Raw genomic sequence first — 26,082 nt, 5'->3', positions numbered from 1 at the left:
TGAGGTCGTTAAATGAGACTCAGGAAATACAATAAAAGTTTGGGATGGTTGTCATTAATTGCAGGCACTGCATTACTCAGTGGCTGTAATTCTGCGCTGCTGGATCCCAAAGGACAGATTGGACTGGAGCAACGTTCGCTGATACTGACGGCATTTGGCCTGATGTTGATCGTCGTTATTCCCGCCATCTTGATGGCTGTTGGTTTCGCCTGGAAGTATCGTGCGAGTAATAAGGATGCGAAGTATAGCCCGAACTGGTCACACTCCAATAAAGTGGAAGCCGTGGTCTGGACGGTGCCTATCTTAATCATCATTTTCCTTGCCGTACTGACCTGGAAAACCACGCACGCGCTTGAACCAAGCAAGCCGCTGGCGCATGACGAAAAACCGATCACCATCGAAGTGGTTTCCATGGACTGGAAATGGTTCTTCATCTATCCGGAGCAGGGTATCGCCACCGTCAACGAGATCGCCTTCCCGGCGAACACGCCGGTTTATTTCAAAGTGACCTCCAACTCCGTGATGAACTCCTTCTTTATCCCGCGTCTGGGTAGCCAGATTTATGCCATGGCCGGTATGCAAACACGTTTGCATCTGATCGCCAACGAACCCGGAACCTACGATGGCATCTCCGCCAGCTATAGCGGCCCGGGCTTCTCTGGTATGAAGTTTAAAGCTATCGCCACCAAAGACCGCGCAGAATTCGACCAATGGGTCGCAAAAGCGAAGCAGTCTCCGAACACCATGAATGATATGGCGGCGTTCGAGAAAGTGGCTATGCCAAGCGAGTACAACAAGGTGGAATATTTCTCCAGCGTGAAACCAGATTTGTTCAAGGACGTTATTAACAAATTCATGGACCACGGTAAGAGCATGGACATGACCCAACCTGAAGGTGAGCACAGCTCGCATGAAGGAATGGAAGGTATGGACATGAGCCACGCGGAATCCGCCAACTCCAAGGGTTGAGGAAGATAAGATGTTCGGAAAATTATCACTGGATGCAGTACCGTTCCATGAACCTATCGTCATGGTAACGATCGCTGCAATTATCGTCGGGGGACTGGCGATACTGGCAGCGATTACTTACTTCGGTAAGTGGACCTACCTATGGAAAGAGTGGTTAACGTCGGTTGACCATAAACGCCTCGGCATCATGTATATCATCGTCGCGATTGTGATGCTGTTACGTGGTTTCGCCGATGCCATCATGATGCGTAGCCAGCAGGCGCTTGCCTCCGCCGGCGAAGCGGGTTTTCTACCGCCGCACCACTACGATCAGATCTTTACCGCTCACGGCGTAATCATGATCTTCTTCGTGGCGATGCCCTTCGTTATCGGTCTGATGAACCTGGTGGTTCCGCTGCAGATCGGCGCGCGCGACGTTGCGTTCCCTTTCCTGAACAACCTGAGCTTCTGGTTCACCGTTGTCGGCGTTATCCTGGTTAACCTCTCGCTGGGCGTGGGTGAATTCGCGCAGACAGGGTGGCTGGCTTATCCGCCGCTATCGGGAATAGAGTACAGTCCCAGCGTCGGGGTCGATTACTGGATATGGGCGTTGCAACTCTCGGGTATTGGTACGACGTTAACCGGTATCAACTTCTTCGTGACGATCCTGAAGATGCGTGCGCCGGGTATGACAATGTTCAAGATGCCGGTCTTTACCTGGGCCTCTTTGTGCGCCAACGTACTGATCATCGCCTCTTTCCCGATTCTGACGGTTACCGTCGCGTTGCTGACCCTGGATCGCTATCTGGGCACCCATTTCTTTACCAACGATATGGGCGGCAACATGATGATGTACATCAACCTGATTTGGGCCTGGGGCCATCCGGAAGTGTACATTCTGATTCTGCCGGTCTTCGGGGTATTCTCCGAAATCGCAGCGACCTTCTCGCGTAAACGTCTGTTCGGCTATACCTCGCTGGTTTGGGCGACCGTCTGTATTACCGTACTGTCGTTTATCGTTTGGCTGCACCACTTCTTCACGATGGGCGCGGGCGCGAACGTTAACGCCTTCTTCGGTATCACCACCATGATTATCGCCATCCCGACCGGGGTGAAGATCTTCAACTGGTTGTTCACCATGTATCAGGGCCGTATCGTCTTCCATTCCGCAATGATGTGGACCATCGGCTTTATCGTGACCTTCTCGGTCGGCGGTATGACCGGCGTGCTGCTGGCGGTACCGGGCGCGGACTTCGTCCTGCACAACAGTCTGTTCCTGATTGCGCACTTCCATAACGTGATCATCGGCGGCGTGGTGTTTGGCTGCTTCGCGGGTATGACCTACTGGTGGCCGAAGGCGTTTGGCTTCAAGCTGAACGAAACCTGGGGTAAACGCGCCTTCTGGTTCTGGATTATCGGTTTCTTTGTAGCCTTTATGCCGCTGTACGTACTGGGCTTCATGGGCATGACCCGTCGCCTCAGCCAGCAAATTGATCCGCAGTTCCATACGATGCTGATGGTTGCCGCCGCCGGTGCCGCGCTGATTGCGCTGGGTATCCTGTGCCAACTGATTCAGATCTTCGTTTCTATTCGCGACCGCGATCAGAACCGCGATCTGACCGGCGACCCATGGGGTGGCCGTACGCTGGAGTGGTCAACCTCGTCTCCGCCGCCGTTCTATAACTTTGCCGTTGTGCCGCACGTTCACGAACGTGACGCCTTCTGGGAAATGAAAGAAAAAGGCGAAGCGTACCAACAGCCTGGACAGTATGAAGAGATTCATATGCCGAAAAATAGCGGTGCCGGTATTGTTATCGCCGCCTTCGCGACGGTATTTGGCTTCGCCATGATCTGGCATATCTGGTGGCTGGCGATAGTGGGTTTCGCAGGCATGATCATCAGCTGGATTGTAAAAAGCTTTGATGAAGATGTGGATTACTACGTGCCGGTCCCGGAAGTCGAAAAACTGGAAAACCAGCATTTCGATGAGATTACTAAGGCAGGGCTGAAAAATGGCAACTGATACTTTAACGCACGCGACTGCCCACGCGCACGAACACGGGCACCATGACGCAGGCCAGAACAAAATCTTCGGATTTTGGGTCTACCTGATGAGCGACTGCATTCTGTTCTCTATTCTGTTTGCTACCTATGCCGTTCTGGTGAACGGCACCGCTGGCGGCCCGACAGGTAAGGACATTTTCGAACTGCCGTTCGTTCTGGTTGAAACCTTCCTGCTGTTATTTAGCTCCATTACCTACGGCATGGCGGCGATCGCCATGCACAAGAACAACAAGAGCCAGGTTATCTCCTGGCTGGCGTTGACCTTCTTGTTCGGTGCCGGATTTATCGGGATGGAACTCTATGAATTCCATCACCTGATTGTTAACGGTATGGGCCCGGATCGCAGCGGCTTCCTGTCTGCGTTCTTCGCGCTGGTCGGCACGCACGGTCTGCACGTCACTTCCGGTTTGATCTGGATGGCGGTGCTGATGGTGCAAGTTGCCCGTCGCGGTCTGACCAGCACTAACCGTACCCGCATCATGTGCCTGAGCCTGTTCTGGCACTTCCTGGATGTGATTTGGATTTGCGTATTCACTGTTGTTTATCTGATGGGGGCGATGTAATGAGTCATTCTACCGAGAGCGGCGGCGCATCCCACGGCAGCGTAAAAACGTACATGACCGGCTTTATCCTGTCGGTCATCCTGACGGTTATTCCATTCTGGATGGTGATGACCGGCGCTGCCTCTCCGGCCGTTATTCTGGGATCTATCCTGGCAATGGCAGTGGTGCAGATTTTGGTGCATCTGGTGTGTTTCCTGCACATGAACACCAAATCTGATGAAGGCTGGAACATGACGGCCTTCATCTTTACCGTGCTGATCATCGCCATCCTGGTTGTGGGCTCCATCTGGATTATGTGGAACCTCAACTACAACATGATGATGCACTAAGAGCGGCGAGTATGATGTTTAAGCAATACCTGCAAGTAACGAAACCAGGCATCATCTTTGGCAACCTGATCTCGGTGATCGGGGGATTTCTGCTGGCCTCAAAGGGCAGCATTGACTATCCCCTGTTCATTTATACGCTGGTCGGGGTGTCACTGGTTGTGGCGTCGGGTTGTGTATTTAACAACTACATCGACAGGGATATCGACAGGAAGATGGAAAGGACCAAGAATCGGGTGCTGGTCAAAGGCCTGATTTCTCCTGGCGTCTCGCTGGTATACGCCACCCTGCTGGGTATTGCTGGCTTTATGCTGTTGTGGTTTGGCGCCAATCCTCTGGCCTGCTGGCTGGGGGTGATGGGCTTCGTGGTCTACGTTGGCGTGTACAGCTTGTACATGAAGCGTCACTCCGTTTACGGCACGCTGATTGGTTCTCTCTCCGGCGCAGCGCCGCCGGTGATTGGCTACTGCGCCGTAACGGGCGACTTTGACAGCGGCGCGGCGATTCTGTTGGCTATTTTCAGCCTCTGGCAGATGCCGCACTCTTACGCCATCGCCATTTTCCGCTTTAAGGACTATCAGGCGGCCAATATCCCGGTTCTGCCGGTGGTAAAAGGAATCTCAGTCGCTAAAAACCACATCACGCTGTACATCATTGCGTTTGCCGTTGCAACGCTAATGCTCACGTTGGGCGGTTATGCCGGTTACAAATACCTGGTGGTCGCCGCGGCGGTCAGCGTTTGGTGGCTCGGCATGGCGCTACGCGGTTACAAAGTGGAAGATGATAAGGTCTGGGCGCGCAAGCTGTTCGGCTTCTCTATCATTGCGATTACCGCGCTGAGTATCATGATGTCCGTTGATTTTATGGTGCCGAATTCGCAGAATCTGCTGACTTACGTCTGGTAAGACTTTTGATGGCGTATCGCTTGATACGCCATTATTTTCGCTCGCAGTTACAGAAAAACGCCTGCCTTAAGCATATCCATCTCTTTACCGTTAACCATTCCCGTCACAGCAGTCACGCTATAGCTATCAACATCGCAAAATTCCGGCTGATAGACAGGTTGTAATGTCGATTCACGGAGCGTATCAGACTTATACCCTTGTAAATTGCGGTTCTGCGTATTTAGCCCAAAAGGCTCAAATGCGATAACCTGCTGTGACATCGCCCCGGCCTTATTTTTCAGCGCCAGTGAGACGCGTAAATTCTCTATACTGCTGATTCTGTCCGTTTTGACGACAAACTCCAGCTCGCATGCATAGCCGCTGCCCTGGCTCGCACCGAAAACACGATCACGATTGAAGGTTAACTTCGGCAAATTCTTTTCACGCATTGCCACAGCCTCAGCGCGGGCCTGTCGGTCTTTTTCGCAGGTCACCTGAAAATGGGGATCGTCTGCAAAACTTGTTCGCCCCTGAGCAAACAACTCCGCTGCCTTCCGGCAATCCGTGTCGACAAACTGACCGTTGGTATACATCCAGGCAAGATAGTTTAAAGCGCGAGACTTGCCCATCTTCGCCGCCCGATCAAAGAATTCAAACGCCCGAGCGTAATCAAGCGGAACCTGCGTCCCGGAGTAATAGATCTCACCAAGATTTATGAGCGCATCGGCATTACCCTGCGCAGCCGCCAACTCATACCACTGCACCCCCTTCTGCAGATCGCGCTTAATCCCTCGTTTTCCATTCAAGTAGAAGTAACCGAGTATATTCTGCGCATCAGCCTGGCCCAATTCAGCAGCCTTGCGGAACCATTGCAACGAACGCGCCTCTTTATCGTCGACCTCAACAAAACCAGAGTCATAGAGGCTACCAACGATAAAGTTAAGTTCAGGGTCTCTCTCCTGCGCCCACAGCTCCGCAAGGTGCAGGATATCCGCCTTTGAATAACCCAGGCGCGTGATGAGCGCGGCCATCGCGCTCCTGCCGCCGGCATACTGGCGTAATGTTTCAATAAACCGGGAACGCTGAGTAATATCGCTTTCCGCGGCTTGCTTTGCCGTATCTATTTCGTCGGCTATCAGGCGCGTCACCGTCTGCGCATCAGTATCGATGTCTGCTTTACTGGTTTTACCCGCAAGCTCTTTTGCCAAAACGTCATCCTGCATCACCCCCAGGCCATGCAGATAAAAATAACGAGCGTTGTAGCAGCCATAGGGTTCTTCAACATGACAAGCCTGCTCATAATACTTGATAGCCTGTATCGTATCTTTCGGCACGGCAACACCGTACTCATAAATAAATCCCAACTCCGCCAGCGCTTGAGCATTATTATCTTTGGCTAACGCTTTTAGCTCATTTAGCGCCTGAATATCTTTCTGCGCAATACGGCTATACAACGCGTCAATATCATCACCTGCCTGGCATACCGATGCGAAAGAAAGCCCAAGCAGAAGCAAAAGATTCCATTTCCGTTTTATCATTTTTCATTCCCTTATTCTTTATCTAAAAAGCGCACACTGTCAGCTTTCAGTAAATCGACATTCTTACCGTTAATCGTTGCCGTAGCGGATTTCAGCGTAAAATGGATATCGCCGATCCCGTGACAAAAATCTTGCGTATACAGCGGGAGATCGTATGGGGTAACGAGAGGATCAACATCATGATTTTGCATATCTATCCCCAGAGTATTCAAACCGAATGGCGGAATCATTAACGTTTCCTCAGTTGCCACTCCATCATCATTTTTCAGCTCAAGCGTAATATGCAAATTCGCCATGTTACGGATTTTATCTGTGCCAATCTGAAAAATTAGTGCGCATTCTTTCGGTTTAGCCGTTATCCCGCGAGAGAAAATACTCTCTTTTTTTAGGGTTACTTTGGGTAAAGCATCCGCGTTGTTTTTTCGACTCTGAATATCCGCTGCGCATTTACTCAAAAATATTTTTTCCTCAACTTTCTTACCTACATATCGAGATGCTTTCTTGTAATACGACCAGGCTTTATCACAATCAGGTGCAGTACCTAAACCGTTATAATACATCCAACTCAACGGCATCGTTGAGCGCGAATTAGTACCATCATTTTCAACCTGCGTAAATAATACCAGCGCTTTAGCGTAATCAGTGCGCCCTGTTGCGCCAGAATAATAGATTTTACCTAACGCAATCTGTGCATCGCTGTCACCCTGTTCAGCCGCCTGCCCATACCATTTTTGTGCTTCCTGAATGTCTGGCTTAATCCCCCACTCATCGCCCTCTCCCCCCGAATAAATACCCCCCAAGAGAGATTGGGCCTCAACGACGCCTTTTTCCGCAGCGGCGCGAAACCATTTCAACGAGGCTGGCCTGGCCTTATAAGGCTCATCCACATAATGACCAGAGAAATCATTAAGGGTGAGTAACCCCAGTTGATAATCCATTTGTGGATCGCCGTCCTGTACCCATAGCGTAGCAAGGCGGAACGTTTTTTCCTGATTAAATCCGATACGACTAAAAAAAAGCGCATCGCTCTCTGGCCTATTATTTAGGAGATTAAATAGTGCATTAATAAATTCTGGCCGCTGCGATTTATCCGTATCGGCCAATGCTTTTGCCGTGTAAATTTCTTGCGAAAACTTATCGATATACTCTTGCTCAATCAATAAATTATCCAGATTCATTTTCTTAGCATACATATTGGCCTGAGCGCTATCTTTCGCCACTCCGTCGCCATACTGATAAGCATACTTCACATTATAACAGCCGTAGTTACCGCCAAGTTCACAGGCCTGCTTGTAATACTGCAACGCCCGTTCGCGATTCATCGGCACACCAATACCGTATTCATGGATAAACCCCAGTTTATCCAGAACCGAGGCTCTTTTCTCTACGGGCAAAGCATCAAGATCCTTCTGGGTAAGCGCAGCATATTTTACATCATCTTTACCGTTGTTCTCTGATGCATTTACCTGGCTAACAAATAAAATACCCACCAAAATACATAATGATAAATATTTAATTTCCATAACGAATTCACTCCTTGAATAATATAATAAATGCGACTGCTGACGAACCTTCTGCCTGATAAACGCGCGCCATCACGCAGAAAGTTTGCTATCAGTCTCGGCGTTGTTGAATAAATCAAATTTTCAGAAGATGGGCGGATCTGATCATCGCAGTCGTTTCAGAATCGGGTTCCTATGGCAAAGCAAAAGTTTAAAATCACCCACCGGCCAGCCACACTCAGGCAGCGCGGTTCGCTGACAGTCTGGCTTGACGAGTTCTGCTATTGCAACATGGAGCAACAGCGCACACCGCCTGAAGGCCGTGGCTAACCGCTACACTATACTGATATGGCTCAGATAGCCACTACAGCTCAAGGAGATCGGAATATGAATGAGCACAAGGCTATGCTGACTCTCCCGATCGCCCCTATCGTGTTAACAATTTATCTCTTTTTTAGCTCAACTGTTTCAAAAACATAATATTTGCTAATTAACCCTCTATTTACCCGGCACACTCCCCGCACTACACTACTCCCAGCTTTTATACAGAGGTGGCAATGAACGATTATAAAATGACGCCAGGGGAGCTGCGCGCCACATGGGGTTTAGGGACCGTCTTTTCGTTGCGTATGCTGGGTATGTTTATGGTTCTACCAGTACTGACCACATACGGTATGGCGCTACAGGGCGCCAGCGAAGCATTAATCGGCATTGCGATCGGCATTTACGGGCTGGCGCAGGCTATCTTTCAAATTCCCTTTGGGCTGCTGTCCGACCGCATTGGCCGCAAACCGCTGATTGTCGGCGGACTGGCGGTATTTGTCGCGGGTAGCATCATTGCCGCGCTCTCTCACTCAATCTGGGGCATTATTCTGGGGCGAGCGCTACAAGGGTCCGGCGCTATTGCCGCCGCCGTCATGGCGCTCCTGTCTGATCTCACCCGAGAACAAAACCGCACCAAAGCGATGGCGTTTATCGGCGTCAGCTTTGGTATCACTTTCGCGATTGCGATGGTATTAGGGCCGATTGTTACCCATAGTCTGGGATTGAACGCGTTGTTCTGGATGATCGCCGCCCTCGCCACTCTGGGCATTCTTCTGACAATCTGGGTGGTTCCCAACAGTACCAACCATGTGCTGAATCGCGAATCCGGGATGGTCAAAGGCAGCTTCAGTAAAGTGCTGGCGGAGCCGAGGCTGCTCAAGCTCAATTTCGGCATTATGTGTCTGCATATTTTATTGATGTCCACCTTTGTCGCCCTGCCCGGCCAGCTTGCCGATGCCGGTTTCCCTGCCGCCGAACACTGGAAGGTGTATCTGGCAACCATGGTGATCGCCTTTGCCGCCGTCGTGCCTTTTATCATCTATGCTGAAGTCAAACGGCGGATGAAGCAGGTATTCCTGTTCTGCGTGGGGCTCATTATCGTCGCGGAAATCGTGTTGTGGGGAGCGGGCCAGCATTTCTGGGAGCTGGTGATTGGCGTACAACTCTTTTTCCTCGCCTTTAATCTGATGGAGGCGCTACTGCCTTCGCTTATTAGCAAAGAGTCGCCCGCGGGGTATAAAGGAACGGCGATGGGCGTCTATTCTACCAGTCAGTTTCTTGGCGTGGCGCTTGGCGGTTCGCTGGGCGGCTGGATAGACGGCACGTTTGATGGGCAAACCGTTTTCCTTGCCGGGGCCGTACTGGCGATGGTATGGCTGGCGGTGGCAAGTACCATGAAAGAGCCGCCCTATGTCAGCAGCCTGCGCGTGGAAATTCCAGCGGATATCGTTGCTGACGACAGGCTAAAACAGCGACTGTTGGCAATGAAAGGCGTAAGCGAAGCGCTGATCGTGGCGGAAGAGCATTCCGCTTACGTCAAAATCGACAGCAAAGTGACCAATCGCTTTGAAGTTGAACAGCTTATCAGCAAAGGATGAATGCTGCATTGCCGGATGGCGGCGAGGCTCTATCCGGCATAACAACTTAATCGCGGAAGTTTTTGAACTGGAACGGCTGGCCCAAATCGCCGCCGCGAACCAGCGCCATTACCGATTGCAGATCGTCACGTGATTTGCCCGTCACGCGAATCTCTTCCCCCTGAATTTGCGCCTGCACCTTCAGTTTGCTGTCTTTAATCAGCTTGACGATTTTCTTCTGCACGGCGCTTTCAATGCCCTGCTTCAGCTTCGCTTCCACATACCAGGTTTTACCGCTATGCACGAACTCGTCCGGTACATCCAGCGAAGCGCCTTCAATACCGCGTTTAAGCAGCTTGGCGCGCAGAATATCGAGCAACTGATTGACCTGGAAATCGGACTCGCTCAGCACCTTGATGGTTTTATTGGCATCGTTCAGTTCAATAGTCGCCTCTACGCCACGGAAGTCAAAACGAGACTCAACCTCGCGAACCGCGTTATCCACGCCGTTACGCGCTTCCTGCAGATCAACTTCAGAAACAATATCGAAAGATGGCATCTTTTCTTCTCCCTTCATTTTCGTTGCGTTGCATAATACCTGCAACGAGGCTTAACGAGAAGCTTAGCTGATGACGCTATAATTAGCGCCATAACACCTGGCGCTGTTGCAGGTGAGGAGGAACAATGAAAATTACTGTACTGGGATGCGGAGCCTTAGGACAACTTTGGCTTTCGGCACTGTGCAAACACGGACATGACGTACAGGGCTGGCTACGGGTGCCACAACCTTATTGCAGCGTAAATCTGATCGATACCGATGGTTCCTTTTTCAACGAATCACTGACGGCAAACGATCCGGATTTTTTGGCGAAGAGCGAACTGTTGTTAGTCACGCTGAAAGCGTGGCAGGTTTCCGACGCAGTACGAACCCTGGCGTCAACCCTACCGGTGACGTCGCCTATCCTGCTCATTCATAATGGAATGGGAACCATAGAAGAACTGCAAAATATCCAACAGCCGATGTTGATGGGGACTATCACCCATGCTGCGCGCCGCGACGGTAATATCATTATTCATGTCGCTAACGGTACTACGCATATTGGCCCGGCGCGCGAGCAAGACGGCGATTACAGTTATCTCGCCGATATCCTGCAGGGGGTACTGCCCGATGTCGCCTGGCATAACAATATCCGCGCAGAGATGTGGCGCAAACTGGCGGTCAACTGTGTTATCAACCCGCTCACCGCGCTTTGGAACTGCCCGAACGGCGAGCTGCGCCATCATACTGATGAAATTAACGCAATTTGCGAAGAGGTCGCCGCCGTGATTGAACGTGAAGGCTACCACACATCGGCAGACGATTTACGCTATTATGTTGAGCAAGTGATTGACAGTACGGCAGAAAACATCTCATCCATGTTGCAGGACGTGCGTGCCATGCGCCATACCGAAATTGACTACATCACCGGTTATTTACTCAAGCGCGCCCGCGTGCACGGTCTCGCCGTTCCGGAAAATAGCCGCCTGTTTGAAATGGTAAAGCGAAAGGAGAGTGAGTATGAGCGCTCAGGCACTGGTATGCCTCGCCCCTGGTAGTGAAGAGACCGAAGCGGTCACCACTATCGATCTGCTGGTTCGCGGCGGAATCCACGTCACTACCGCCAGCGTCGCCAGTGATGGCAACCTGACTATTGTCTGCTCGCGCGGTGTAAAGCTACTGGCGGATGCGCCGCTGGTTGAAGTTGCCGACGGCGATTATGACATCATCGTGTTGCCCGGCGGAATTAAAGGCGCCGAGTGCTTTCGCGACAGCCCGTTGCTGGTCGAAACCGTAAAACAGTTTCACCGCTCCGGGCGCATTGTCGCAGCCATTTGCGCCGCAGCCGCTACAGTGCTCGTGCCGCACGATATCTTCCCTATCGGCAATATGACCGGTTTTCCGGCGCTGAAAGATAAGATCCCCGCCGAACAGTGGCAGGATAAGCGTGTGGTGTGGGATGCGCGGGTAAAATTATTAACCAGCCAGGGTCCGGGTACCGCTATCGATTTTGGTTTGAAAATCATCGACCTGTTGGTTGGTCGTGAAAAAGCGCATGAAGTGGCTTCGCAACTGGTGATGGCGGCGGGGATTTATAACTACTACGAATAAGAATGATTGCCGGATGGAGGCGTAAACACCTTATCCGGCCTACAAAACGGTACAGTCTGTAGGCCGAATAAGCGGCAGCACCATCCGGCAGTTATTTTACGGACGTTCGCCCTGCGCCAGACGCGCATTAATATGCGCAATCACCCCAGGTAAATCCGCCAGTGAATCCACCACGTAATGCGCCCCGGCGGCGTACAGCTTGCTGGCCGCGTGCTCGCGGCGGACCGCAACGTCCTCTTTCGACATTGTCTGATAGGCGTCCCATGTTGCGCCGAATTCGTTACCCGATACCGCCAGCCCCACCGTCCACATCCCCGCGTTAAGCCCCTCGTTAATGCCCGGCGCGGCATCATCTACCTTCACGCAGTGCGCGACCGCATCAATGCCCAGCGCAATCACGTTTTGCAGCGCCATCCACGGCCCCGGGCGGCCACCCGCGACCAGGTCGTCCGTTGCCACCCAATGATCCGGACGATAACCATGCTCAGCGGCGGCGGGAACCAGGCGCTCCATCACCGCTCGTGGGTAACCGGAGCAGGAGCCTATCTTAATGCCCTCGGCTCGTAGCGCCGCGATCGTGTCGATAACTCCGGCAATAGGAGAAGAAAAATCGACAACTTTAGCAATCTGTAACGGCATGAAGGCGGCATAGATGGCATCAATATCTGCTGCGCTCATGGAGCGGCCAAACTTTGCCTGCCAGCGCGCGTCAACAGCAGGTAATTTTCCCAGCGCTTCAATGTGTTGCCATTTACCCAGCCCCATTGGCACGCGTGCTTCGGCGAGGGTGATCTCCACATCAAATGCCTGACGGAACGCCTCGACGAAAATTTGCGTCGGCGCGAAGGAGCCAAAATCGACGGTGGTGCCCGCCCAGTCGAGAATAACAGCGTGAATACGGTTCATCATGGTTCCTTATTTCGTCCAGTACATGGCGGTACGAATGGCGGTCAGCAGGGCAGTGATATCGGCGGCATATACTTCGCCAATGTTGCCGATGCGAAAGCAGTCGCTTTGCGACACTTTGCCAGGATAGATAACAAAGCCCTGCTCTTTGAGGCGGCGATAAAATTCGCTAAAGCGATACTGCGGGTCTTCCGGTGAATAAAAGGCGGTGATAATGGGCGAATGAAGTTCGTCATCCAGCAGCGTGTTAAAGCCCAGCGCCCGCATTCCGGCCACCAGGCTGCGCTGATTTTGCTGATAGCGTTGATGACGTGCCGCCACGCCACCTTCTTTCGCCAGCTCTTTCAGCGCCTGGGCAAACGCGAGGACGGTATGAGTGGGCGAAGTAAAACGCCATTTGCCGTGGTTATCCTCCATGCAACGCCACTGGGCGTAGAGATCTAACGACAGCGAGCGGGAATGCCCTTTGCACGCGGCCAGTTTTTGCTCGCGGGCAATCACGAAGGCAAAACCCGGCACGCCCTGAATGCATTTATTGGCGGAGCTGATCAGATAGTCGATGTGTAATGCTGCAATATCCATGGGGATGCCGCCGAAGCTGCTCATGGCGTCAACAATGTAGGTTTTGCCATAGCGATGCGCCAGAGCGCCCACCTCATCAATGGGGTTGAGCATCCCGGTGGTCGTTTCGCTATGCACCATGGCGATATGGCTGATCGTCGGGTCGGCGTTGAGGATCGCGTCGATCGCCTGCACGTCCGGGCGCGCAACTTCGCCGCAGTCGTAAGCGTGATGGGCGATACCCATAAGGCCGGCCATCTCGACCATTCGTGCGCCGTATGCACCGTTGCTGACGATCAGCACCTTATCCTGCGGCCCCAATGCGCTACCCAGTACGGCTTCCACAGCATAGCTGCCGCTGCCTTGCAGCAGTACGGAGGTGTAGCCTTCGGAGGCCGTTGCCAGTGCGGTCAACTGCTGGCGGATCTGTTCTACCACGCCGATATTGTAATCATCATCCCAGGTACAGCTATCGAACAACATCGCTTCTTTCACGGTACGAGAGGTGGTGAGCGGGCCAGGAGTCAGCAGCAGATAGTTACGCGAAGTCATGTTATTTACCTTTGGTCTATACCAGATTGCATTTATCATGACGATCTTTGCCGCGACGGGTCAAAGAGAAAATCGCGCTGCAACAAAAAATTCATCTCTGCTTGTATAATGGCGGCAGGCAAAACGGAAGCGAGTAAGCATGAAATCTATCCCGGGCGATATCCCGCAGTACCTGTTGATCAAGGCGCAGCTTCAGGCGCGTATTCAGAGCGGTGCGTTGAAAAGCGGTGATAAACTGCCGTCTGAACGCGAACTGTGCGCGATCTTCAACACCACGCGCATTACTATTCGCGAAAGTCTGGCGCAGCTGGAGTCCAGTGGGCTTATCTGGCGCGCCGATCGTCGCGGTTGGTTCGTTACGCCGGAACGCCTGTGGCTGGATCCGACCCAGAACACCAACTTCCATAAGCTTTGCCGCGAGCAGGGGCGGGAGCCAAAAACCGCGCTACTGAGCGGCGTGTTAACCACCGTGCCTGTCGAGGTCATGGAGCCCCTCCAGCTCCAGCCGTTTGATCAAATCTATCTGCTGACCCGTCTGCGTTACGCCGATGGCCGCGCCGTGTGCTACTGCGAAAACCATTGTTTGCCCGCCCGCGTGCCTGAGCTGCTGCAGTACGATCTCAACGGCAGCCTGACCGAGGTATACGAGTCGCACTACAACCTCGTCTATACCAGCATGCATCTGTCGTTCTACCCCACCGCCATGCCTGCGCAGGCCGCACAGGCGCTGGGAGTTATGGAAGGACGCCCGGCGCTGTTGCTGCGCCGTCTGAACTACGATCAACTCGGGCGAGTGCTGGATCTGGATATCGAATACTGGCGTCACGACAGCCTGCGTATTGAGGTAGATACCCACTAGCGGATGCGCCGGATGTTGGCTGCGGGCCTTATCCGGCCTACCAATCGTATCGTCTCACGGCTATCCGGATAAGCGCAGCATCCTCCAGCGTGGACTGATTTATTTCTCTTTCATCGTTTTGTCACATAAGCCGTTTAGCGTAAAAAGCAAACCTGGTATAGGCCAGAAAATGCAACGTACGCTATGAGGCTATTACGATGAAACTTTCCCGACTTGCTCTGCTGTCTGTCTTCGCTCTCGCCAGCGCCCCGTCATGGGCGGAATCGGTGGTCACGGTGTACTCCATCGACGGGCTGCACGATGGCGATAACAGCTGGTACCAGGTGCAGTTTGACGCATTCACTAAAGCGACCGGCATTACCGTACGCTATGTTGAAGGCGGTGGTGGCGTGGTAGTGGAACGTCTGGCAAAAGAGCGTACGAATCCGCAGGCCGACGTGCTGGTAACCGCGCCGCCATTCATTCAGCGCGCCGCCGCCGAAAAGCTGCTGGCGAACTTTAACACCGACGCCGCCTCGGCTATCCCCGATGCCAACAACCTTTATTCGCCGCTGGTAAAGAATTATCTGAGCTTTATCTACAACAGCAAGCTGCTGAAAACTGCCCCGGCGAGCTGGCAGGATCTGCTTGACGGTAAATTCAAAAATAAACTCCAGTATTCCACGCCAGGTCAGGCCGCTGACGGCACGGCGGTGATGCTGCAGGCTTTCCACAGCTTCGGCAGTAAAGATGCCGGTTTTGCGTATCTCGGCAAGCTGCAGGCCAATAACGTCGGGCCATCTGCCTCTACCGGCAAGCTAACCGCGCTGGTTAATAAAGGTGAAATCTACGTCGCTAACGGCGACCTGCAAATGAACCTCGCGCAGATGGAACGTAACCCGAACGTGAAAATCTTCTGGCCGGCCAACGACAAAGGCGAGCGCAGCGCGCTGGCCATCCCTTATGTCATTGGCCTGGTCCAGGGGGCGCCGCAGAGTGAAAATGGTAAAAAGCTGATTAACTTCCTGCTGAGTAAAGAAGCGCAGACTCGCGTCAGCGAACTCTCCTGGGGAATGCCGGTACGCAGTGACGTGACGCCGAGCGACGAACATTACAAGGCCGCCACTGCCGCGTTGGAAGGCGTGCAGAGCTGGCAGCCAAATTGGGATGACGTAGCCGTTTCGCTGTCGGGAGATATTAGCCGTTGGCACAAAGTGACCGAAAGCGAGTAAGCCTGATGCTGATGAAAACGACCGCCGTTCACGCCCCTGCATCGCAGGGGACATCGGGGATAGTCCTCGACTCGCTGCGCGTTGCGTATCACGGCAACGTGGTGCTTAAACCGCTCTCTTTGACGATTGAACCTGGCGAAGTGCTGGCGCTGATTGGCCCATCAGGATCTGGAAAAACGACGGTGCTGCGTGCGGTTGCGGGCTTTGTGCAACCTGCAGGCGGTCGTATTCTGATTGGCGATACGGACGTCACCCATCTGCCACCCTATAAACGCGGGTTGGCGATGGTGGTGCAGAACTACGCCTTGTTCCCGCATCTGAAAGTGGAAGACAACGTCGCTTTTGGCCTGCGTGCGCAGAAGCAGCCAAAGGCGCTAATTAATGAGCGTGTGACGCAGGCGCTGAAAACGGTTGGCATGAGTGATTACGCCGCCCGTTATCCGCATCAACTTTCCGGCGGCCAGCAGCAACGCGTGGCCATCGCCCGCGCGATTGCCGTGCGCCCGCGCGTGCTGTTGCTGGATGAACCACTGTCAGCGCTGGACGCACAGATTCGTCATAATATGGTGGAAGAAATCGCCCGTCTTCACCGTGAGCTGCCGGAACTCACTATTCTCTACGTCACCCACGATCAAACGGAAGCGCTCACCCTGGCCGATAAAATCGGCATTATGAAGGATGGCTCGCTGATTGCTCACGGCGAAACCCGCGCGCTATATCAGCATCCGCCCAATCGTTTTGCCGCCGAATTCTTAGGTCGCGCCAATATTCTCTCCGCCATCGCGCTGGGGATAACGGAGGTTCCGGGGCTGGTGGACGTCAGCTGCGGCGGTGCGGTGATTCGCGCGTTCAGCCGGGGCAGCCACCACGGTTACAACAAACTGCTGTGCATTCGTCCTCAGCACCTCAGCCTGACGCCGCGTTCGGCCTACAGCAACCGCTTCAACGCCACACTGCAATCGGTGCACTGGCAGGGCGATTTAACCCATCTGTTGTGTGACGTTGCTGGCGAAACGGTGCGGATGGTGTTGACGCATGTCAATCCGCTGCCGCGCGTGGGCGACAAGCTGGCGCTGTGGTTCGAACCGGATGATGCGGTCCTGATTGAGGTATAACCATGTCACTCATTTTACCACTGGAAAAACCGGCGCTTAACCTACACCCGCTGCTGTGGCTGCTGCTCCCGTTGCTGGTGCTGGCGACGCTGTTTTTCTGGCCTCTGTCGCTCATCGTTGAACAGGCGCTACGCGGTGCCAATGGCGAGATCGGGCTCGAGACCTTCCGCCAGGTGGTCGACTCGAAACGCTTTGTCGGCGCGTTGCTGAACACGTTGCAAATCGCCTTTTTCGCCACCGCCGGTTGCCTGCTGCTGGGCAGCGTGATGTCGCTGATTCTGGTGTTTATTCCTTTCCCCGGCAGCGAGTTGATTGGTCGGGTCGTCGATACTTTTATTGCGCTGCCGACCTTCCTGATTACGCTGGCGTTCACCTTTATTTATGGGTCAGCGGGTCTGCTCAACGGTACGCTGATGAGCCTGTTTGCCTTTGAGCTACCGCCGGTGGATTTTCTCTACTCGATGCAGGGGGTCATTCTGGCGGAGATCACGGTGTTCACTCCGCTGGTGATGCGGCCACTGATGGCCGCGCTGCGGCAAATTGATAAAAGCCAGCTAGAGGCAGCCAGCATTCTGGGGGCGCACCCGTTACGGGTGATTGGGCAGGTGATTTTCCCGGCGGCGCTACCGGCGCTGATGGCTGGTGGCAGCCTGTGCCTGCTGTTGACCACTAACGAGTTTGGCATCGTACTGTTTATTGGCGCGAAAGGGGTTAACACCCTGCCGATGATGGTTTACAGCAAAGCGATTCTGGAGTCCGACTATACGGTCGCCTGCATGATTGCGTTGATTAACATTGTCTTGTCGCTGGGGCTGTTCTCCCTCTATCGCCTGGCGGCATCGCGTACCGGCGTAAGGAGCCAGCCATGCTAATTTGGTCACCTAAAGGACGCGCAGCGGCGGGCGTTGTGGCTAGCGTACTGTTTATCGTGTTCTTTTTCCTGCCGCTGGCGGTGATTCTGATGTCCAGCCTTAGCCAGCAGTGGAACGGTATTCTGCCGAGTGGCTTCACGCTGAACCACTTTGTTAACGCTCTGCACGGTGCGGCATGGGATGCCCTACTTGCCAGCCTCACGATTGGCTTTTGCGCCAGCCTGTTTGCGCTGCTTTGCGGCGTTTGGGCGGCGCTGGCGCTGCGTCAATATGGGGTGAAAACGCAGAAATGGTTAAGTATGGTGTTCTATCTGCCGAGTGCGATTCCGTCTGTATCCGTGGGCCTGGGCATTCTGGTTGCTTTCAGCCAGGGGCCATTGCAAATGAACGGCACCCTATGGATTGTGCTGACAGCGCACTTTGTGCTGATTTCCGCCTTTACCTTCAGTAACGTGTCGACCGGACTGGCGCGAATTTCCGCCGATATTGAAAACGTCGCGTCGAGTCTGGGGGCATCGCCCTGGTATCGTATGCGTCACGTGACGTTACCGTTATTGATGCCGTGGATGATGTCAGCGCTGGCGCTGAGTTTATCGCTCTCCATGGGGGAGTTGGGCGCGACGATGATGATTTATCCGCCGGGCTGGACGACGCTGCCGGTGGCTATCTTTAGCCTGACCGACCGTGGAAATATCGCCGACGGCGCGGCGCTGACCATTGTGCTGGTGGCCATTACGCTGCTGCTGATGATGAAGCTGGAGCGCATTGCAAAACGGTTGGGGCAGAAATAAAACGGTAGGCCGGGTAGGACATAGCCGCCACCCGGCAAAGGAATTACGGGCGATACACCTTCACATTGGCAAACCCCTGCTCGCGCAGATAGAGCGCCTGCAGGCGACTCATTACGCCGCGTTCGCACCATAGCAGCCAGGTTTTGCTCTGATCGAGGTCGCCAAATTTAGTACTCAGCTTGTAGAAAGGCAGCGAAACCACGTCCACACCTTCCACTTTCAGCGGCTTGTCATCCTGCTCATCGACAGAACGGATATCCAGAATCACATCGTTGGCGCCAAAACCGCTAACGGTTTCTACTTCCACCACCTCCTGCTGGGTCTGCTGGGCGATTTCACGAATATCGACGTTGCTCGCTTCTTCTACCACCTTATCGAGAATACTGAAGTCGAAATTTTCTTCTTCGGCTTCAATTTTCGCTTTAATGGCTTTCACCGTCGGACTTTTTGAAATCACGCCACAGTATTCCGGCATCGTACGGGCAAAATCTTCCGTACCAATCTGGCGCGCCAGGTTGATAATGTGCTCTTTATCGTAAGAGATCAGCGGGCGCAAGATCAGCGTGTCAGACACGTTATCGATCAAGCGCAAATTGGTTAGCGTCTGGCTGGACACCTGGCCCAGCGCTTCGCCGGTCACCAGCGCCTGTACGCCGTAACGTTCCGCCACTTTCGACGCCGCGCGTACCATCATACGTTTGAGCACCACGCCCATCTGGCCGTCGTCAACTTTCTCCAGAATCTCGCCGACCACCGGTTCGAAGTTAATCGCCACAAAACGCACGCGATGGGAGCTGCCAAAGCGGTTCCACAGGTAATGCGCCACCTGGCGAACGCCGATTTCATGCGCCGCGCCGCCAAGGTTAAAGAAGCAGTAGTGTACGCGACAGCCGCGACGCATCAGCATATAGCTGGAGACGCCGGAGTCAAAACCGCCGGAGATCAGCGACAGCACATCTTCCTGGGTGCCAATCGGGAAACCGCCAATACCTTCATAACGCCCTTTGATCAACAGCAGGCGATCATCTTCCACTTCCAGATGCACCGTCACATCCGGGTTAGTGAGCTTCACGCGCGCCGATTCAATATGCTGATTTAATCCGCCGCCGACATAGCGCTCCACCTCAATGGAGCTAAACTCATGCTTACCGCGACGTTTTACGCGCACGCAGAAGGTTTTGCCTTCAAGCTGCTCGCGATACTGCGCCAACGCTTTCTCGAAAATGTCGTGCATATCGGTGAACGGCACATCTTCGACTTCAAGAATATGGTGGATCCCCGGAATGCGGGTCAGCGCGTCGCGAATCGCCAGACGCTGATTTTCATCTTTGGCGCGAACTTCAATGTTATCCCAGTGACGGACAACCGCGAGGGTCTCATCGTAGTGCTTTAAAACGTTACGGATGTTCCCGGTTAAAATTTTTATAAAGCGCAAACGCACAGATTGGCTTTTGATAGTGATTTCCGGGAACAATTTAATGATAAACTTCATGGCGGCAATGGTTCTTTAGCAAGCTATCTAAGGCTTGTCGTGGAGAAATAGTACAGCAGCCCATACCTACGGCTGCATCCAGGCGCGGAAGTATATCACTATCACGGACATCTTGCGCATTTCCCCTTACCATTGCGCGTTATTTGCTTATCAGTGTGAGTCCGTTACCATAGACTTGTACTGCCATTACAGAGAGTCAAACAGTCATCATGCCGAAGAAAAATGAGGCGCCCGCCAGCTTTGAAACTGCGCTGAGCGAGCTGGAACATATTGTTACCCGCCTGGAAAGCGGCGATTTGCCGCTGGAAGACGCGCTGAATGAATTCGAGCGCGGCGTACAACTGGCGCGTCAGGGGCAGGCAAAACTGCAGCAGGCGGAACAGCGCGTGCAAATTTTGCTGTCTGATAATGAAGAGGCTTCACCTGAGCCTTTTATCGCGGATAATGAGTAAATGGACTTTACGCAGCAGCTACAGGCTTGCGTAACGCAAGCGAATCAGGCGCTGAGCCGTTTTATCGCGCCACTGCCCTTTCAGAACACTCCCGTGGTCGAAGCCATGCAGTATGGCGCATTATTAGGCGGTAAACGCCTGCGGCCATTTCTGGTTTACGCCACCGGTCAAATGTTTGGCGTCAGTACGGCAACGCTGGATGCGCCAGCTGCGGCGGTCGAATGCATTCATGCCTATTCGCTGATCCATGACGACCTACCAGCAATGGACGATGACGATTTGCGTCGCGGCCTGCCGACTTGCCATATTAAATTTGGCGAAGCCAACGCAATCCTGGCGGGAGACGCGTTGCAAACGCTGGCGTTTGCCATTATCAGCGACGCGCCGATGCCGGAAGTCGCCGATCGCGATCGTATCGCGATGATCGCCGAACTGGCAAATGCCAGCGGTATCGCCGGTATGTGCGGCGGTCAGGCATTGGATCTGGCGGCAGAAGGCCAGCGGATCACTCTGGACGCGCTGGAACGCATTCATCGCCATAAGACCGGCGCGCTCATTCGCGCCGCCGTTAGACTTGGCGCGTTGAGCGCGGGCGATAAAGGACGGAATACTCTGCCGATACTTGACCGCTATGCAGAGAGTATCGGCCTTGCCTTCCAGGTTCAGGATGACATTCTGGATGTGGTGGGCGATACTGCAACGTTAGGTAAACGTCAGGGCGCAGACCAGCAGCTTGGCAAAAGTACCTATCCTGCACTTCTGGGTCTTGAGCAAGCCCGGAATAAAGCCCGGGACCTGATAGAGGACGCCCGTCAGTCGTTACATCAGCTGGCCGCGCAATCACTGGACACCTCGGCACTGGAAGCGCTAGCGAACTACATAATCCAGCGTGATAAATAAACCCCATATCCAATGAGCTTGCGATGAGTTTTGATATAGCCAAATACCCTACCCTGGCATTGGTCGACTCCACCCAGGAGTTACGACTGTTACCGAAAGAGAGTCTGCCGAAACTCTGCGACGAGCTACGCCGCTACTTACTCGACAGCGTAAGCCGTTCCAGCGGGCACTTCGCTTCCGGGCTGGGCACGGTAGAACTTACCGTGGCGCTGCATTATGTCTACAACACCCCGTTTGACCAGCTAATCTGGGATGTTGGACACCAGGCTTATCCACATAAAATCCTTACCGGTCGTCGCGACAAAATCGGCACCATTCGCCAGAAAGGCGGTCTGCACCCGTTCCCGTGGCGCGGAGAAAGCGAATACGATGTGCTGAGCGTTGGGCATTCCTCCACCTCCATCAGCGCCGGTATCGGCATTGCCGTGGCGGCGGAGAAAGAAGGCAAAGATCGCCGCACCGTCTGTGTGATTGGCGACGGCGCCATCACCGCCGGTATGGCGTTTGAAGCAATGAATCACGCAGGCGATATCCGGCCCGACATGCTGGTCATTCTGAACGACAATGAAATGTCAATTTCGGAAAACGTCGGCGCGCTCAACAACCATCTGGCGCAGCTACTTTCCGGTAAGCTTTACTCTTCTCTGCGCGAAGGCGGAAAAAAGGTCTTCTCCGGCGTACCGCCAATTAAAGAACTGCTCAAGCGTACCGAAGAACATATTAAAGGCATGGTTGTGCCGGGAACACTGTTCGAAGAGCTGGGCTTTAACTACATCGGGCCGGTCGATGGTCACGATGTCATGGGGCTTATCAGCACATTGAAGAACATGCGCGACCTGAAAGGCCCGCAGTTCCTGCATATCATGACCAAGAAAGGCCGCGGCTATGAGCCCGCGGAAAAAGATCCGATCACTTTCCATGCGGTGCCTAAATTTGATCCTTCCAGCGGATGTTTGCCGAAAAGCAGCGGCGGTCTGCCAGGTTATTCAAAAATCTTCGGTGACTGGCTGTGTGAAACCGCCGCCAAAGACAGCAAGCTGATGGCGATCACCCCAGCAATGCGCGAAGGTTCCGGCATGGTGGAATTTTCACGTAAATTCCCGGATCGCTATTTTGACGTCGCCATCGCCGAGCAGCATGCCGTCACCTTCGCCGCAGGCCTGGCGATTGGCGGCTATAAGCCCGTCGTGGCGATCTACTCTACTTTCCTGCAACGCGCCTACGATCAGGTTATCCATGACGTCGCTATCCAGAAACTGCCGGTCATGTTCGCCATCGATCGCGCCGGTATCGTTGGCGCGGATGGACAAACGCACCAGGGCGCGTTCGATCTCTCCTATCTGCGCTGCATCCCGGATATGGTGATCATGACGCCAAGCGACGAAAACGAATGTCGCCAGATGTTATTTACCGGGTATCACTATAACGACGGCCCGACGGCAGTACGTTATCCACGCGGTAATGCACAGGGCGTGGCGCTAACCCCGCTGGAAAAACTGCCTATTGGTAAAGGCGTTGTGAAGCGTCATGGCGAAAAACTGGCGATTCTGAACTTTGGCACCTTAATGCCTGAGGCGGCGAAAGTCGCCGAAGCGCTGAACGCCACGCTGGTCGACATGCGCTTTGTTAAGCCGCTGGACGACACGTTAATTCTGGAGATGGCCGCGCAGCATGACGCGCTGGTGACGCTGGAAGAAAACGCCATTATAGGCGGCGCTGGCAGCGGCGTAAACGAAGTGCTAATGGCCCATCGTAAACCTGTACCTGTGCTGAATATCGGTCTTCCGGATTTCTTTATCCCGCAAGGAACGCAGGAAGAAGCCCGCGCGGAACTGGGGCTCGACGCCGCAGGCATTGAAGCCAAAATCAAGGCCTGGCAGGCATAATCCCCTCTTTGCTCCTGCTATGCTTGAAGAGTGACGGGTATAACAGGAGCGGAGTCATGCAATACAACACGTTAGGAAATACAGATCTTCGGGTGTCCCGCCTTTGTCTGGGCTGTATGACATTCGGCGAGCCGAGTCGCGGCAATCACGCCTGGACGCTTCCCGAAGAGAGCAGCCGTCCCATCATCAAGCGCGCCCTTGAGGGCGGCATTAACTTTTTTGATACAGCCAACAGCTATTCCGACGGCAGCAGCGAAGAGATTGTCGGCCGCGCGCTGCGTGATTTCGCCCGGCGCGACGAGGTGGTGGTAGCGACGAAAGTCTTCCATCGCGTCGGCGATCTGCGGGAAGGATTGTCCCGCGCGCAAATCCTGCGCTCTATTGACGATAGCCTCACCCGTCTGGGAATGGAGTATGTCGATATCCTGCAAATCCACCGCTGGGATTACACCACGCCGATAGAAGAAACTCTGGAAGCGCTAAACGACGTGGTGAAGGCGGGTAAAGCCCGCTATATCGGCGCTTCCTCAATGCACGCCTCACAATTTGCCCAGGCGCTGGCGCTACAAAAACAACACGGCTGGGCGCCGTTTGTCACCATGCAGGATCACTATAACCTGATCTACCGCGAGGAAGAGCGAGAGATGCTACCGCTGTGCTGGCAGGAAGGCGTTGCCGTGATTCCGTGGAGTCCGCTGGCGCGCGGACGCTTAACTCGCCCTTGGGGAGAAACCACGGCCCGGCTGGTCTCGGATGACGTGGGCAAAAATTTATACGCTGAAAGCGATAAAAATGATGCGCAAATAGCGGAACGGCTGGCTGGCGTCAGCGAGGCGCTTGGCGCAACGCGAGCGCAGGTCGCGCTGGCCTGGCTACTCAGTAAACGAGGCGTCGCCGCGCCGATTATCGGCGCTTCGCGTGAAGAGCAGTTAGATGAGTTGCTGAATGCCGTTGATTTAACGCTCAAACCGGAGCAGATTGCTGAACTCGAAACGCCGTACAAACAGCATCCGGTGGTGGGATTTAAATAATCTGCCATTGCCCGATGGCGCGGCGCTTATCGGGCCTGTGAAATCGACATATTGTTCGGGGGTAGGCCGGATAAGGCGTTTACGCCGCCATCCGGCAACCCCTTTAAATAATACCGAGCGGCCAGTGATGACCGATAAAATACAGTATGCCGGCGGATATCACGCCGGCGACGATATCATCGATCATAATCCCCATGCCGCCGTGCACGTTGCGATCAAACCAACGGATCGGCCAGGGTTTCCACATATCCAGAATGCGGAAAATAACGAACCCGGCAGCCACCCACTGCCAGTCCGTCGTCGGCAACGCCATTAGCGTTATCCACATACCGATAAATTCATCCCAGACAATACTGCCGTGGTCGTGTACGCCCATATCTTTCGCCGTCTGATGGCAAAGATAAACGCCAATGCAGATCCCAAACATCACGACCAGCGAATAAAGCTGCCACGGCAGAAACGTCATCAAATACCAGAAGGGGATCGCCGCCAGCGAGCCCATCGTGCCCGGCACCACGGGGCTCAACCCGCTGCCAAAGCCGGTAGCGAGCAGGTGCCACGGATTGCGCAAATTCAGGCGGCTTTTCGCAACATCTTTATGGCGTGGCAAAATGGTCATATCCTTTCCAGTCAAAAGTGACAGGTTCTCCGTCACGCACAAAGGCGATCCCTTCGATATCCGCCGTCATTTGCCCGATACAGGTAAACGGCACGCCCAGATGACCAAGCGCGACATCCAGCGCGCCACGGTTCAGCTCCGGGACGGTAAAGCACAGTTCATAATCTTCGCCGCCGGATAACATCCAGCGAAGCTTTTGTTCGGGATCATTGGCATGTCCCCACAGTTCTTCGGAGTCAGGCAGCGCCTCCAAATCGATTCGCGCGCCGCAGTTGCTGGCTTGAAGAATGTGACCAAGATCGGAGATCAAACCGTCGGAAAGATCGATCGCCGAACTGGCGAGATCGCGTAGCGCCTGTCCTTGTAAAATACGCGGCGTCGGGCGCAGATGGCGTTTGACCAGATAGTCGGCATCCCCCCAGCTTCCCACGCGAAAATCACCCCGTAGAATCGCCAGCCCGGCAGCGCTATCGCCCAACGTGCCAGTAACATAAATCCAGTCGCCCGGTTTTGCGCCAGAACGTTTCAGCGCCCGGCCGGCTGGCACAAGGCCATGAATACCGAGCGTCATCGACAGCGGGCCGCGCGTGGTATCGCCGCCAATGAGCTGCATGTCGTAGTAATCCAGTTGTTCAAACAGGCTGTCGCTGAACGCGGCAAGCCACGCCTCATCGACGTCAGGAAGCGTGAGCGCCAGCGTTAACCATGCCGGATCGGCGCCCATCGCCGCCAGATCGCTTAAATTCACCGCCAGCGCTTTATACGCCAGATCGGCAGGATCGATATCGGGTAAGAAATGGATGCCCGCCACCAGCGTATCGGTACTGATCGCCAGGGTCTGTTTTTCAGGAATATTCAGGAGCGCGCAATCGTCGCCAATACCGGTTTCAACATCAAGACGAGAGCTTCTTACACGGTCAAAATAACGGGCAATCAGGGAAAACTCGCCACATGCCATAC

General features: G+C 54.0%; 25 protein-coding genes and 3 pseudogenes. 19 read left to right on the top strand and 9 right to left on the bottom strand.

The genetic code is table 11. The features are described from left to right. Positions 1 to 12: 12 nt before the first annotated feature. From cyoA to cyoE, 5 genes are read left to right on the top strand one after another with little or no spacing between them, the layout of a single operon-like run. The gene (gene cyoA / locus NBA72_RS06365; RefSeq protein WP_001239448.1) at positions 13 to 969 is read left to right on the top strand and encodes a cytochrome o ubiquinol oxidase subunit II; all 957 of its coding nucleotides are present in this window, start codon (positions 13 to 15) and stop codon (positions 967 to 969) included. 10 nt (positions 970 to 979) lie between these two features. Then, positions 980 to 2,971, top strand: coding sequence for a cytochrome o ubiquinol oxidase subunit I (gene cyoB / locus NBA72_RS06360; protein WP_000467158.1), 1,992 nt, complete (start codon positions 980 to 982; stop codon positions 2,969 to 2,971). Then, a complete protein-coding gene (locus NBA72_RS06355) occupies positions 2,961 to 3,575 on the top strand; it encodes a cytochrome o ubiquinol oxidase subunit III (RefSeq protein ID WP_000179833.1) in 615 nt (204 codons plus the stop codon). Before cyoB ends, NBA72_RS06355 begins: the two co-directional genes overlap by 11 nt. After that, positions 3,575 to 3,904, top strand: coding sequence for a cytochrome o ubiquinol oxidase subunit IV (locus NBA72_RS06350; RefSeq protein ID WP_000019878.1), 330 nt, complete (start codon positions 3,575 to 3,577; stop codon positions 3,902 to 3,904). The genes NBA72_RS06355 and NBA72_RS06350 overlap by 1 nt, the downstream gene beginning before the upstream one ends. Positions 3,905 to 3,915: 11 nt before the next feature. After that, on the top strand, positions 3,916 to 4,806 hold the full coding sequence (gene cyoE, locus NBA72_RS06345) for a heme o synthase (RefSeq protein ID WP_000971352.1): 891 nt from the start codon (positions 3,916 to 3,918) through the stop codon (positions 4,804 to 4,806). 47 nt (positions 4,807 to 4,853) lie between these two features. On the opposite strand, the gene NBA72_RS06340 is transcribed toward cyoE, so the two are convergent. Both NBA72_RS06340 and NBA72_RS06335 read right to left on the bottom strand, forming a co-directional pair. After that, on the bottom strand, positions 4,854 to 6,323 hold the full coding sequence (locus tag NBA72_RS06340; RefSeq protein WP_042948138.1) for an SEL1-like repeat protein: 1,470 nt from the start codon (positions 6,321 to 6,323) through the stop codon (positions 4,854 to 4,856). Positions 6,324 to 6,334: 11 nt separating this feature from the next. Beyond that, a complete protein-coding gene (locus NBA72_RS06335; protein WP_042948139.1) occupies positions 6,335 to 7,846 on the bottom strand; it encodes an SEL1-like repeat protein in 1,512 nt (503 codons plus the stop codon). A gap of 174 nt (positions 7,847 to 8,020) precedes the next feature. Here NBA72_RS06335 and NBA72_RS06330 point away from each other — a divergent pair. Both NBA72_RS06330 and NBA72_RS06325 read left to right on the top strand, forming a co-directional pair. After that, a pseudogene (locus NBA72_RS06330) lies at positions 8,021 to 8,152 on the top strand (IS5/IS1182 family transposase); the annotation flags it as partial. Between the two features lie 230 nt (positions 8,153 to 8,382). Then, complete coding sequence (locus NBA72_RS06325) at positions 8,383 to 9,747, top strand: MFS transporter (protein WP_023224680.1); 1,365 nt, start codon at positions 8,383 to 8,385, stop codon at positions 9,745 to 9,747. Between the two features lie 46 nt (positions 9,748 to 9,793). On the opposite strand, the gene NBA72_RS06320 is transcribed toward NBA72_RS06325, so the two are convergent. Continuing rightward, a complete protein-coding gene (locus tag NBA72_RS06320; RefSeq protein WP_001138913.1) occupies positions 9,794 to 10,285 on the bottom strand; it encodes a YajQ family cyclic di-GMP-binding protein in 492 nt (163 codons plus the stop codon). A gap of 125 nt (positions 10,286 to 10,410) precedes the next feature. Between NBA72_RS06320 and panE the strand changes: the two genes are divergently transcribed. Further along, entirely contained in the window at positions 10,411 to 11,322 is a 912-nt protein-coding gene (panE, locus tag NBA72_RS06315; RefSeq protein WP_000705816.1) for a 2-dehydropantoate 2-reductase, read from the top strand. After that, on the top strand, positions 11,285 to 11,875 hold the full coding sequence (yajL, locus tag NBA72_RS06310; RefSeq protein WP_001275809.1) for a protein deglycase YajL: 591 nt from the start codon (positions 11,285 to 11,287) through the stop codon (positions 11,873 to 11,875). The genes panE and yajL overlap by 38 nt, the downstream gene beginning before the upstream one ends. An 8-nt stretch (positions 11,876 to 11,883) precedes the next feature. On the opposite strand, the pseudogene NBA72_RS06305 reads toward yajL, so the two are convergent. From NBA72_RS06305 to phnW, 3 genes and pseudogenes are all read right to left on the bottom strand, one after another. Continuing rightward, positions 11,884 to 11,966, bottom strand: a pseudogene (locus NBA72_RS06305) (hypothetical protein); the annotation flags it as partial. Positions 11,967 to 11,971: 5 nt separating this feature from the next. After that, on the bottom strand, positions 11,972 to 12,781 hold the full coding sequence (phnX, locus tag NBA72_RS06300) for a phosphonoacetaldehyde hydrolase (RefSeq protein WP_042948140.1): 810 nt from the start codon (positions 12,779 to 12,781) through the stop codon (positions 11,972 to 11,974). A 9-nt stretch (positions 12,782 to 12,790) separates the two neighbouring features. After that, complete coding sequence (phnW, locus tag NBA72_RS06295; RefSeq protein ID WP_000203955.1) at positions 12,791 to 13,894, bottom strand: 2-aminoethylphosphonate--pyruvate transaminase; 1,104 nt, start codon at positions 13,892 to 13,894, stop codon at positions 12,791 to 12,793. Positions 13,895 to 14,033: 139 nt separating this feature from the next. Here phnW and phnR point away from each other — a divergent pair, with 139 nt between their 5' ends. The 5 genes from phnR (at position 14,034) to phnV (ending at position 18,742) form a co-directional block, all read left to right on the top strand. Next, entirely contained in the window at positions 14,034 to 14,753 is a 720-nt protein-coding gene (gene phnR / locus NBA72_RS06290; protein ID WP_000836269.1) for a phosphonate utilization transcriptional regulator PhnR, read from the top strand. 197 nt (positions 14,754 to 14,950) lie between these two features. After that, positions 14,951 to 15,964: a 2-aminoethylphosphonate ABC transporter substrate-binding protein gene (gene phnS / locus NBA72_RS06285; protein ID WP_042948143.1), complete on the top strand. Its 1,014-nt coding sequence runs from the start codon at positions 14,951 to 14,953 to the stop codon at positions 15,962 to 15,964. Between the two features lie 5 nt (positions 15,965 to 15,969). Next, entirely contained in the window at positions 15,970 to 17,079 is a 1,110-nt protein-coding gene (phnT, locus tag NBA72_RS06280) for a 2-aminoethylphosphonate ABC transport system ATP-binding subunit PhnT (RefSeq protein WP_020437364.1), read from the top strand. Between the two features lie 2 nt (positions 17,080 to 17,081). Continuing rightward, positions 17,082 to 17,951, top strand: coding sequence for a 2-aminoethylphosphonate ABC transporter permease subunit (gene phnU, locus NBA72_RS06275; protein ID WP_042948145.1), 870 nt, complete (start codon positions 17,082 to 17,084; stop codon positions 17,949 to 17,951). Further along, positions 17,945 to 18,742, top strand: coding sequence for a 2-aminoethylphosphonate ABC transport system, membrane component PhnV (gene phnV, locus NBA72_RS06270; RefSeq protein ID WP_042948146.1), 798 nt, complete (start codon positions 17,945 to 17,947; stop codon positions 18,740 to 18,742). The genes phnU and phnV overlap by 7 nt, the downstream gene beginning before the upstream one ends. A 43-nt stretch (positions 18,743 to 18,785) precedes the next feature. Here phnV and thiI read toward each other — a convergent pair whose 3' ends face one another. After that, positions 18,786 to 20,234, bottom strand: coding sequence for a tRNA uracil 4-sulfurtransferase ThiI (gene thiI, locus NBA72_RS06265; RefSeq protein WP_000668655.1), 1,449 nt, complete (start codon positions 20,232 to 20,234; stop codon positions 18,786 to 18,788). A gap of 209 nt (positions 20,235 to 20,443) precedes the next feature. Between thiI and xseB the strand changes: the two genes are divergently transcribed. The 5 genes and pseudogenes from xseB to NBA72_RS06240 all read left to right on the top strand — a co-directional run. After that, positions 20,444 to 20,686 (top strand): exodeoxyribonuclease VII small subunit, encoded by a 243-nt coding sequence (gene xseB, locus NBA72_RS06260; protein WP_001124944.1) that lies wholly within the window; start codon positions 20,444 to 20,446, stop codon positions 20,684 to 20,686. Then, entirely contained in the window at positions 20,687 to 21,586 is a 900-nt protein-coding gene (gene ispA / locus NBA72_RS06255) for a (2E,6E)-farnesyl diphosphate synthase (protein WP_000348074.1), read from the top strand. 23 nt (positions 21,587 to 21,609) lie between these two features. Further along, on the top strand, positions 21,610 to 23,472 hold the full coding sequence (gene dxs / locus NBA72_RS06250) for a 1-deoxy-D-xylulose-5-phosphate synthase (protein WP_042948150.1): 1,863 nt from the start codon (positions 21,610 to 21,612) through the stop codon (positions 23,470 to 23,472). 56 nt (positions 23,473 to 23,528) lie between these two features. Further along, on the top strand, positions 23,529 to 24,503 hold the full coding sequence (locus NBA72_RS06245) for an aldo/keto reductase (protein WP_042948152.1): 975 nt from the start codon (positions 23,529 to 23,531) through the stop codon (positions 24,501 to 24,503). Between the two features lie 7 nt (positions 24,504 to 24,510). Next, positions 24,511 to 24,599 (top strand): annotated as a pseudogene (locus NBA72_RS06240) (hypothetical protein); the annotation flags it as partial. Positions 24,600 to 24,606: 7 nt separating this feature from the next. Here NBA72_RS06240 and pgpA read toward each other — a convergent pair. Both pgpA and thiL read right to left on the bottom strand, forming a co-directional pair. Continuing rightward, a complete protein-coding gene (gene pgpA, locus NBA72_RS06235) occupies positions 24,607 to 25,122 on the bottom strand; it encodes a phosphatidylglycerophosphatase A (protein WP_000154063.1) in 516 nt (171 codons plus the stop codon). Further along, entirely contained in the window at positions 25,100 to 26,080 is a 981-nt protein-coding gene (gene thiL / locus NBA72_RS06230; RefSeq protein ID WP_000752133.1) for a thiamine-phosphate kinase, read from the bottom strand. Before thiL ends, pgpA begins: the two co-directional genes overlap by 23 nt. Between the last annotated feature and the right edge of the window lie 2 nt (positions 26,081 to 26,082).

The sequence above is a fragment of the Salmonella sp. NW1250 genome, from assembly GCF_051812965.1.
Lineage (GTDB): Bacteria > Pseudomonadota > Gammaproteobacteria > Enterobacterales > Enterobacteriaceae > Salmonella > Salmonella enterica.
The sequence above is the reverse complement of the archived record's forward strand: the minus strand, read 5'-3'. Positions and strand labels throughout refer to the sequence as shown.

What these genes read in the sequence shown, in the direction of transcription:
- cyoA (WP_001239448.1), top strand. Translation starts at nt 13, where the DNA reads ATGAGACTCAGGAAATACAATAAAAGTTTGGGATGGTTGTCATTAATT.
- cyoB (WP_000467158.1), top strand. Translation starts at nt 980, where the DNA reads ATGTTCGGAAAATTATCACTGGATGCAGTACCGTTCCATGAACCTATC.
- NBA72_RS06355 (WP_000179833.1), top strand. Translation starts at nt 2,961, where the DNA reads ATGGCAACTGATACTTTAACGCACGCGACTGCCCACGCGCACGAACAC.
- NBA72_RS06350 (WP_000019878.1), top strand. Translation starts at nt 3,575, where the DNA reads ATGAGTCATTCTACCGAGAGCGGCGGCGCATCCCACGGCAGCGTAAAA.
- cyoE (WP_000971352.1), top strand. Translation starts at nt 3,916, where the DNA reads ATGATGTTTAAGCAATACCTGCAAGTAACGAAACCAGGCATCATCTTT.
- NBA72_RS06340 (WP_042948138.1), bottom strand. Translation starts at nt 6,323, where the DNA reads ATGATAAAACGGAAATGGAATCTTTTGCTTCTGCTTGGGCTTTCTTTC.
- NBA72_RS06335 (WP_042948139.1), bottom strand. Translation starts at nt 7,846, where the DNA reads ATGGAAATTAAATATTTATCATTATGTATTTTGGTGGGTATTTTATTT.
- NBA72_RS06325 (WP_023224680.1), top strand. Translation starts at nt 8,383, where the DNA reads ATGAACGATTATAAAATGACGCCAGGGGAGCTGCGCGCCACATGGGGT.
- NBA72_RS06320 (WP_001138913.1), bottom strand. Translation starts at nt 10,285, where the DNA reads ATGCCATCTTTCGATATTGTTTCTGAAGTTGATCTGCAGGAAGCGCGT.
- panE (WP_000705816.1), top strand. Translation starts at nt 10,411, where the DNA reads ATGAAAATTACTGTACTGGGATGCGGAGCCTTAGGACAACTTTGGCTT.
- yajL (WP_001275809.1), top strand. Translation starts at nt 11,285, where the DNA reads ATGAGCGCTCAGGCACTGGTATGCCTCGCCCCTGGTAGTGAAGAGACC.
- phnX (WP_042948140.1), bottom strand. Translation starts at nt 12,781, where the DNA reads ATGAACCGTATTCACGCTGTTATTCTCGACTGGGCGGGCACCACCGTC.
- phnW (WP_000203955.1), bottom strand. Translation starts at nt 13,894, where the DNA reads ATGACTTCGCGTAACTATCTGCTGCTGACTCCTGGCCCGCTCACCACC.
- phnR (WP_000836269.1), top strand. Translation starts at nt 14,034, where the DNA reads ATGAAATCTATCCCGGGCGATATCCCGCAGTACCTGTTGATCAAGGCG.
- phnS (WP_042948143.1), top strand. Translation starts at nt 14,951, where the DNA reads ATGAAACTTTCCCGACTTGCTCTGCTGTCTGTCTTCGCTCTCGCCAGC.
- phnT (WP_020437364.1), top strand. Translation starts at nt 15,970, where the DNA reads ATGCTGATGAAAACGACCGCCGTTCACGCCCCTGCATCGCAGGGGACA.
- phnU (WP_042948145.1), top strand. Translation starts at nt 17,082, where the DNA reads ATGTCACTCATTTTACCACTGGAAAAACCGGCGCTTAACCTACACCCG.
- phnV (WP_042948146.1), top strand. Translation starts at nt 17,945, where the DNA reads ATGCTAATTTGGTCACCTAAAGGACGCGCAGCGGCGGGCGTTGTGGCT.
- thiI (WP_000668655.1), bottom strand. Translation starts at nt 20,234, where the DNA reads ATGAAGTTTATCATTAAATTGTTCCCGGAAATCACTATCAAAAGCCAA.
- xseB (WP_001124944.1), top strand. Translation starts at nt 20,444, where the DNA reads ATGCCGAAGAAAAATGAGGCGCCCGCCAGCTTTGAAACTGCGCTGAGC.
- ispA (WP_000348074.1), top strand. Translation starts at nt 20,687, where the DNA reads ATGGACTTTACGCAGCAGCTACAGGCTTGCGTAACGCAAGCGAATCAG.
- dxs (WP_042948150.1), top strand. Translation starts at nt 21,610, where the DNA reads ATGAGTTTTGATATAGCCAAATACCCTACCCTGGCATTGGTCGACTCC.
- NBA72_RS06245 (WP_042948152.1), top strand. Translation starts at nt 23,529, where the DNA reads ATGCAATACAACACGTTAGGAAATACAGATCTTCGGGTGTCCCGCCTT.
- pgpA (WP_000154063.1), bottom strand. Translation starts at nt 25,122, where the DNA reads ATGACCATTTTGCCACGCCATAAAGATGTTGCGAAAAGCCGCCTGAAT.
- thiL (WP_000752133.1), bottom strand. Translation starts at nt 26,080, where the DNA reads ATGGCATGTGGCGAGTTTTCCCTGATTGCCCGTTATTTTGACCGTGTA.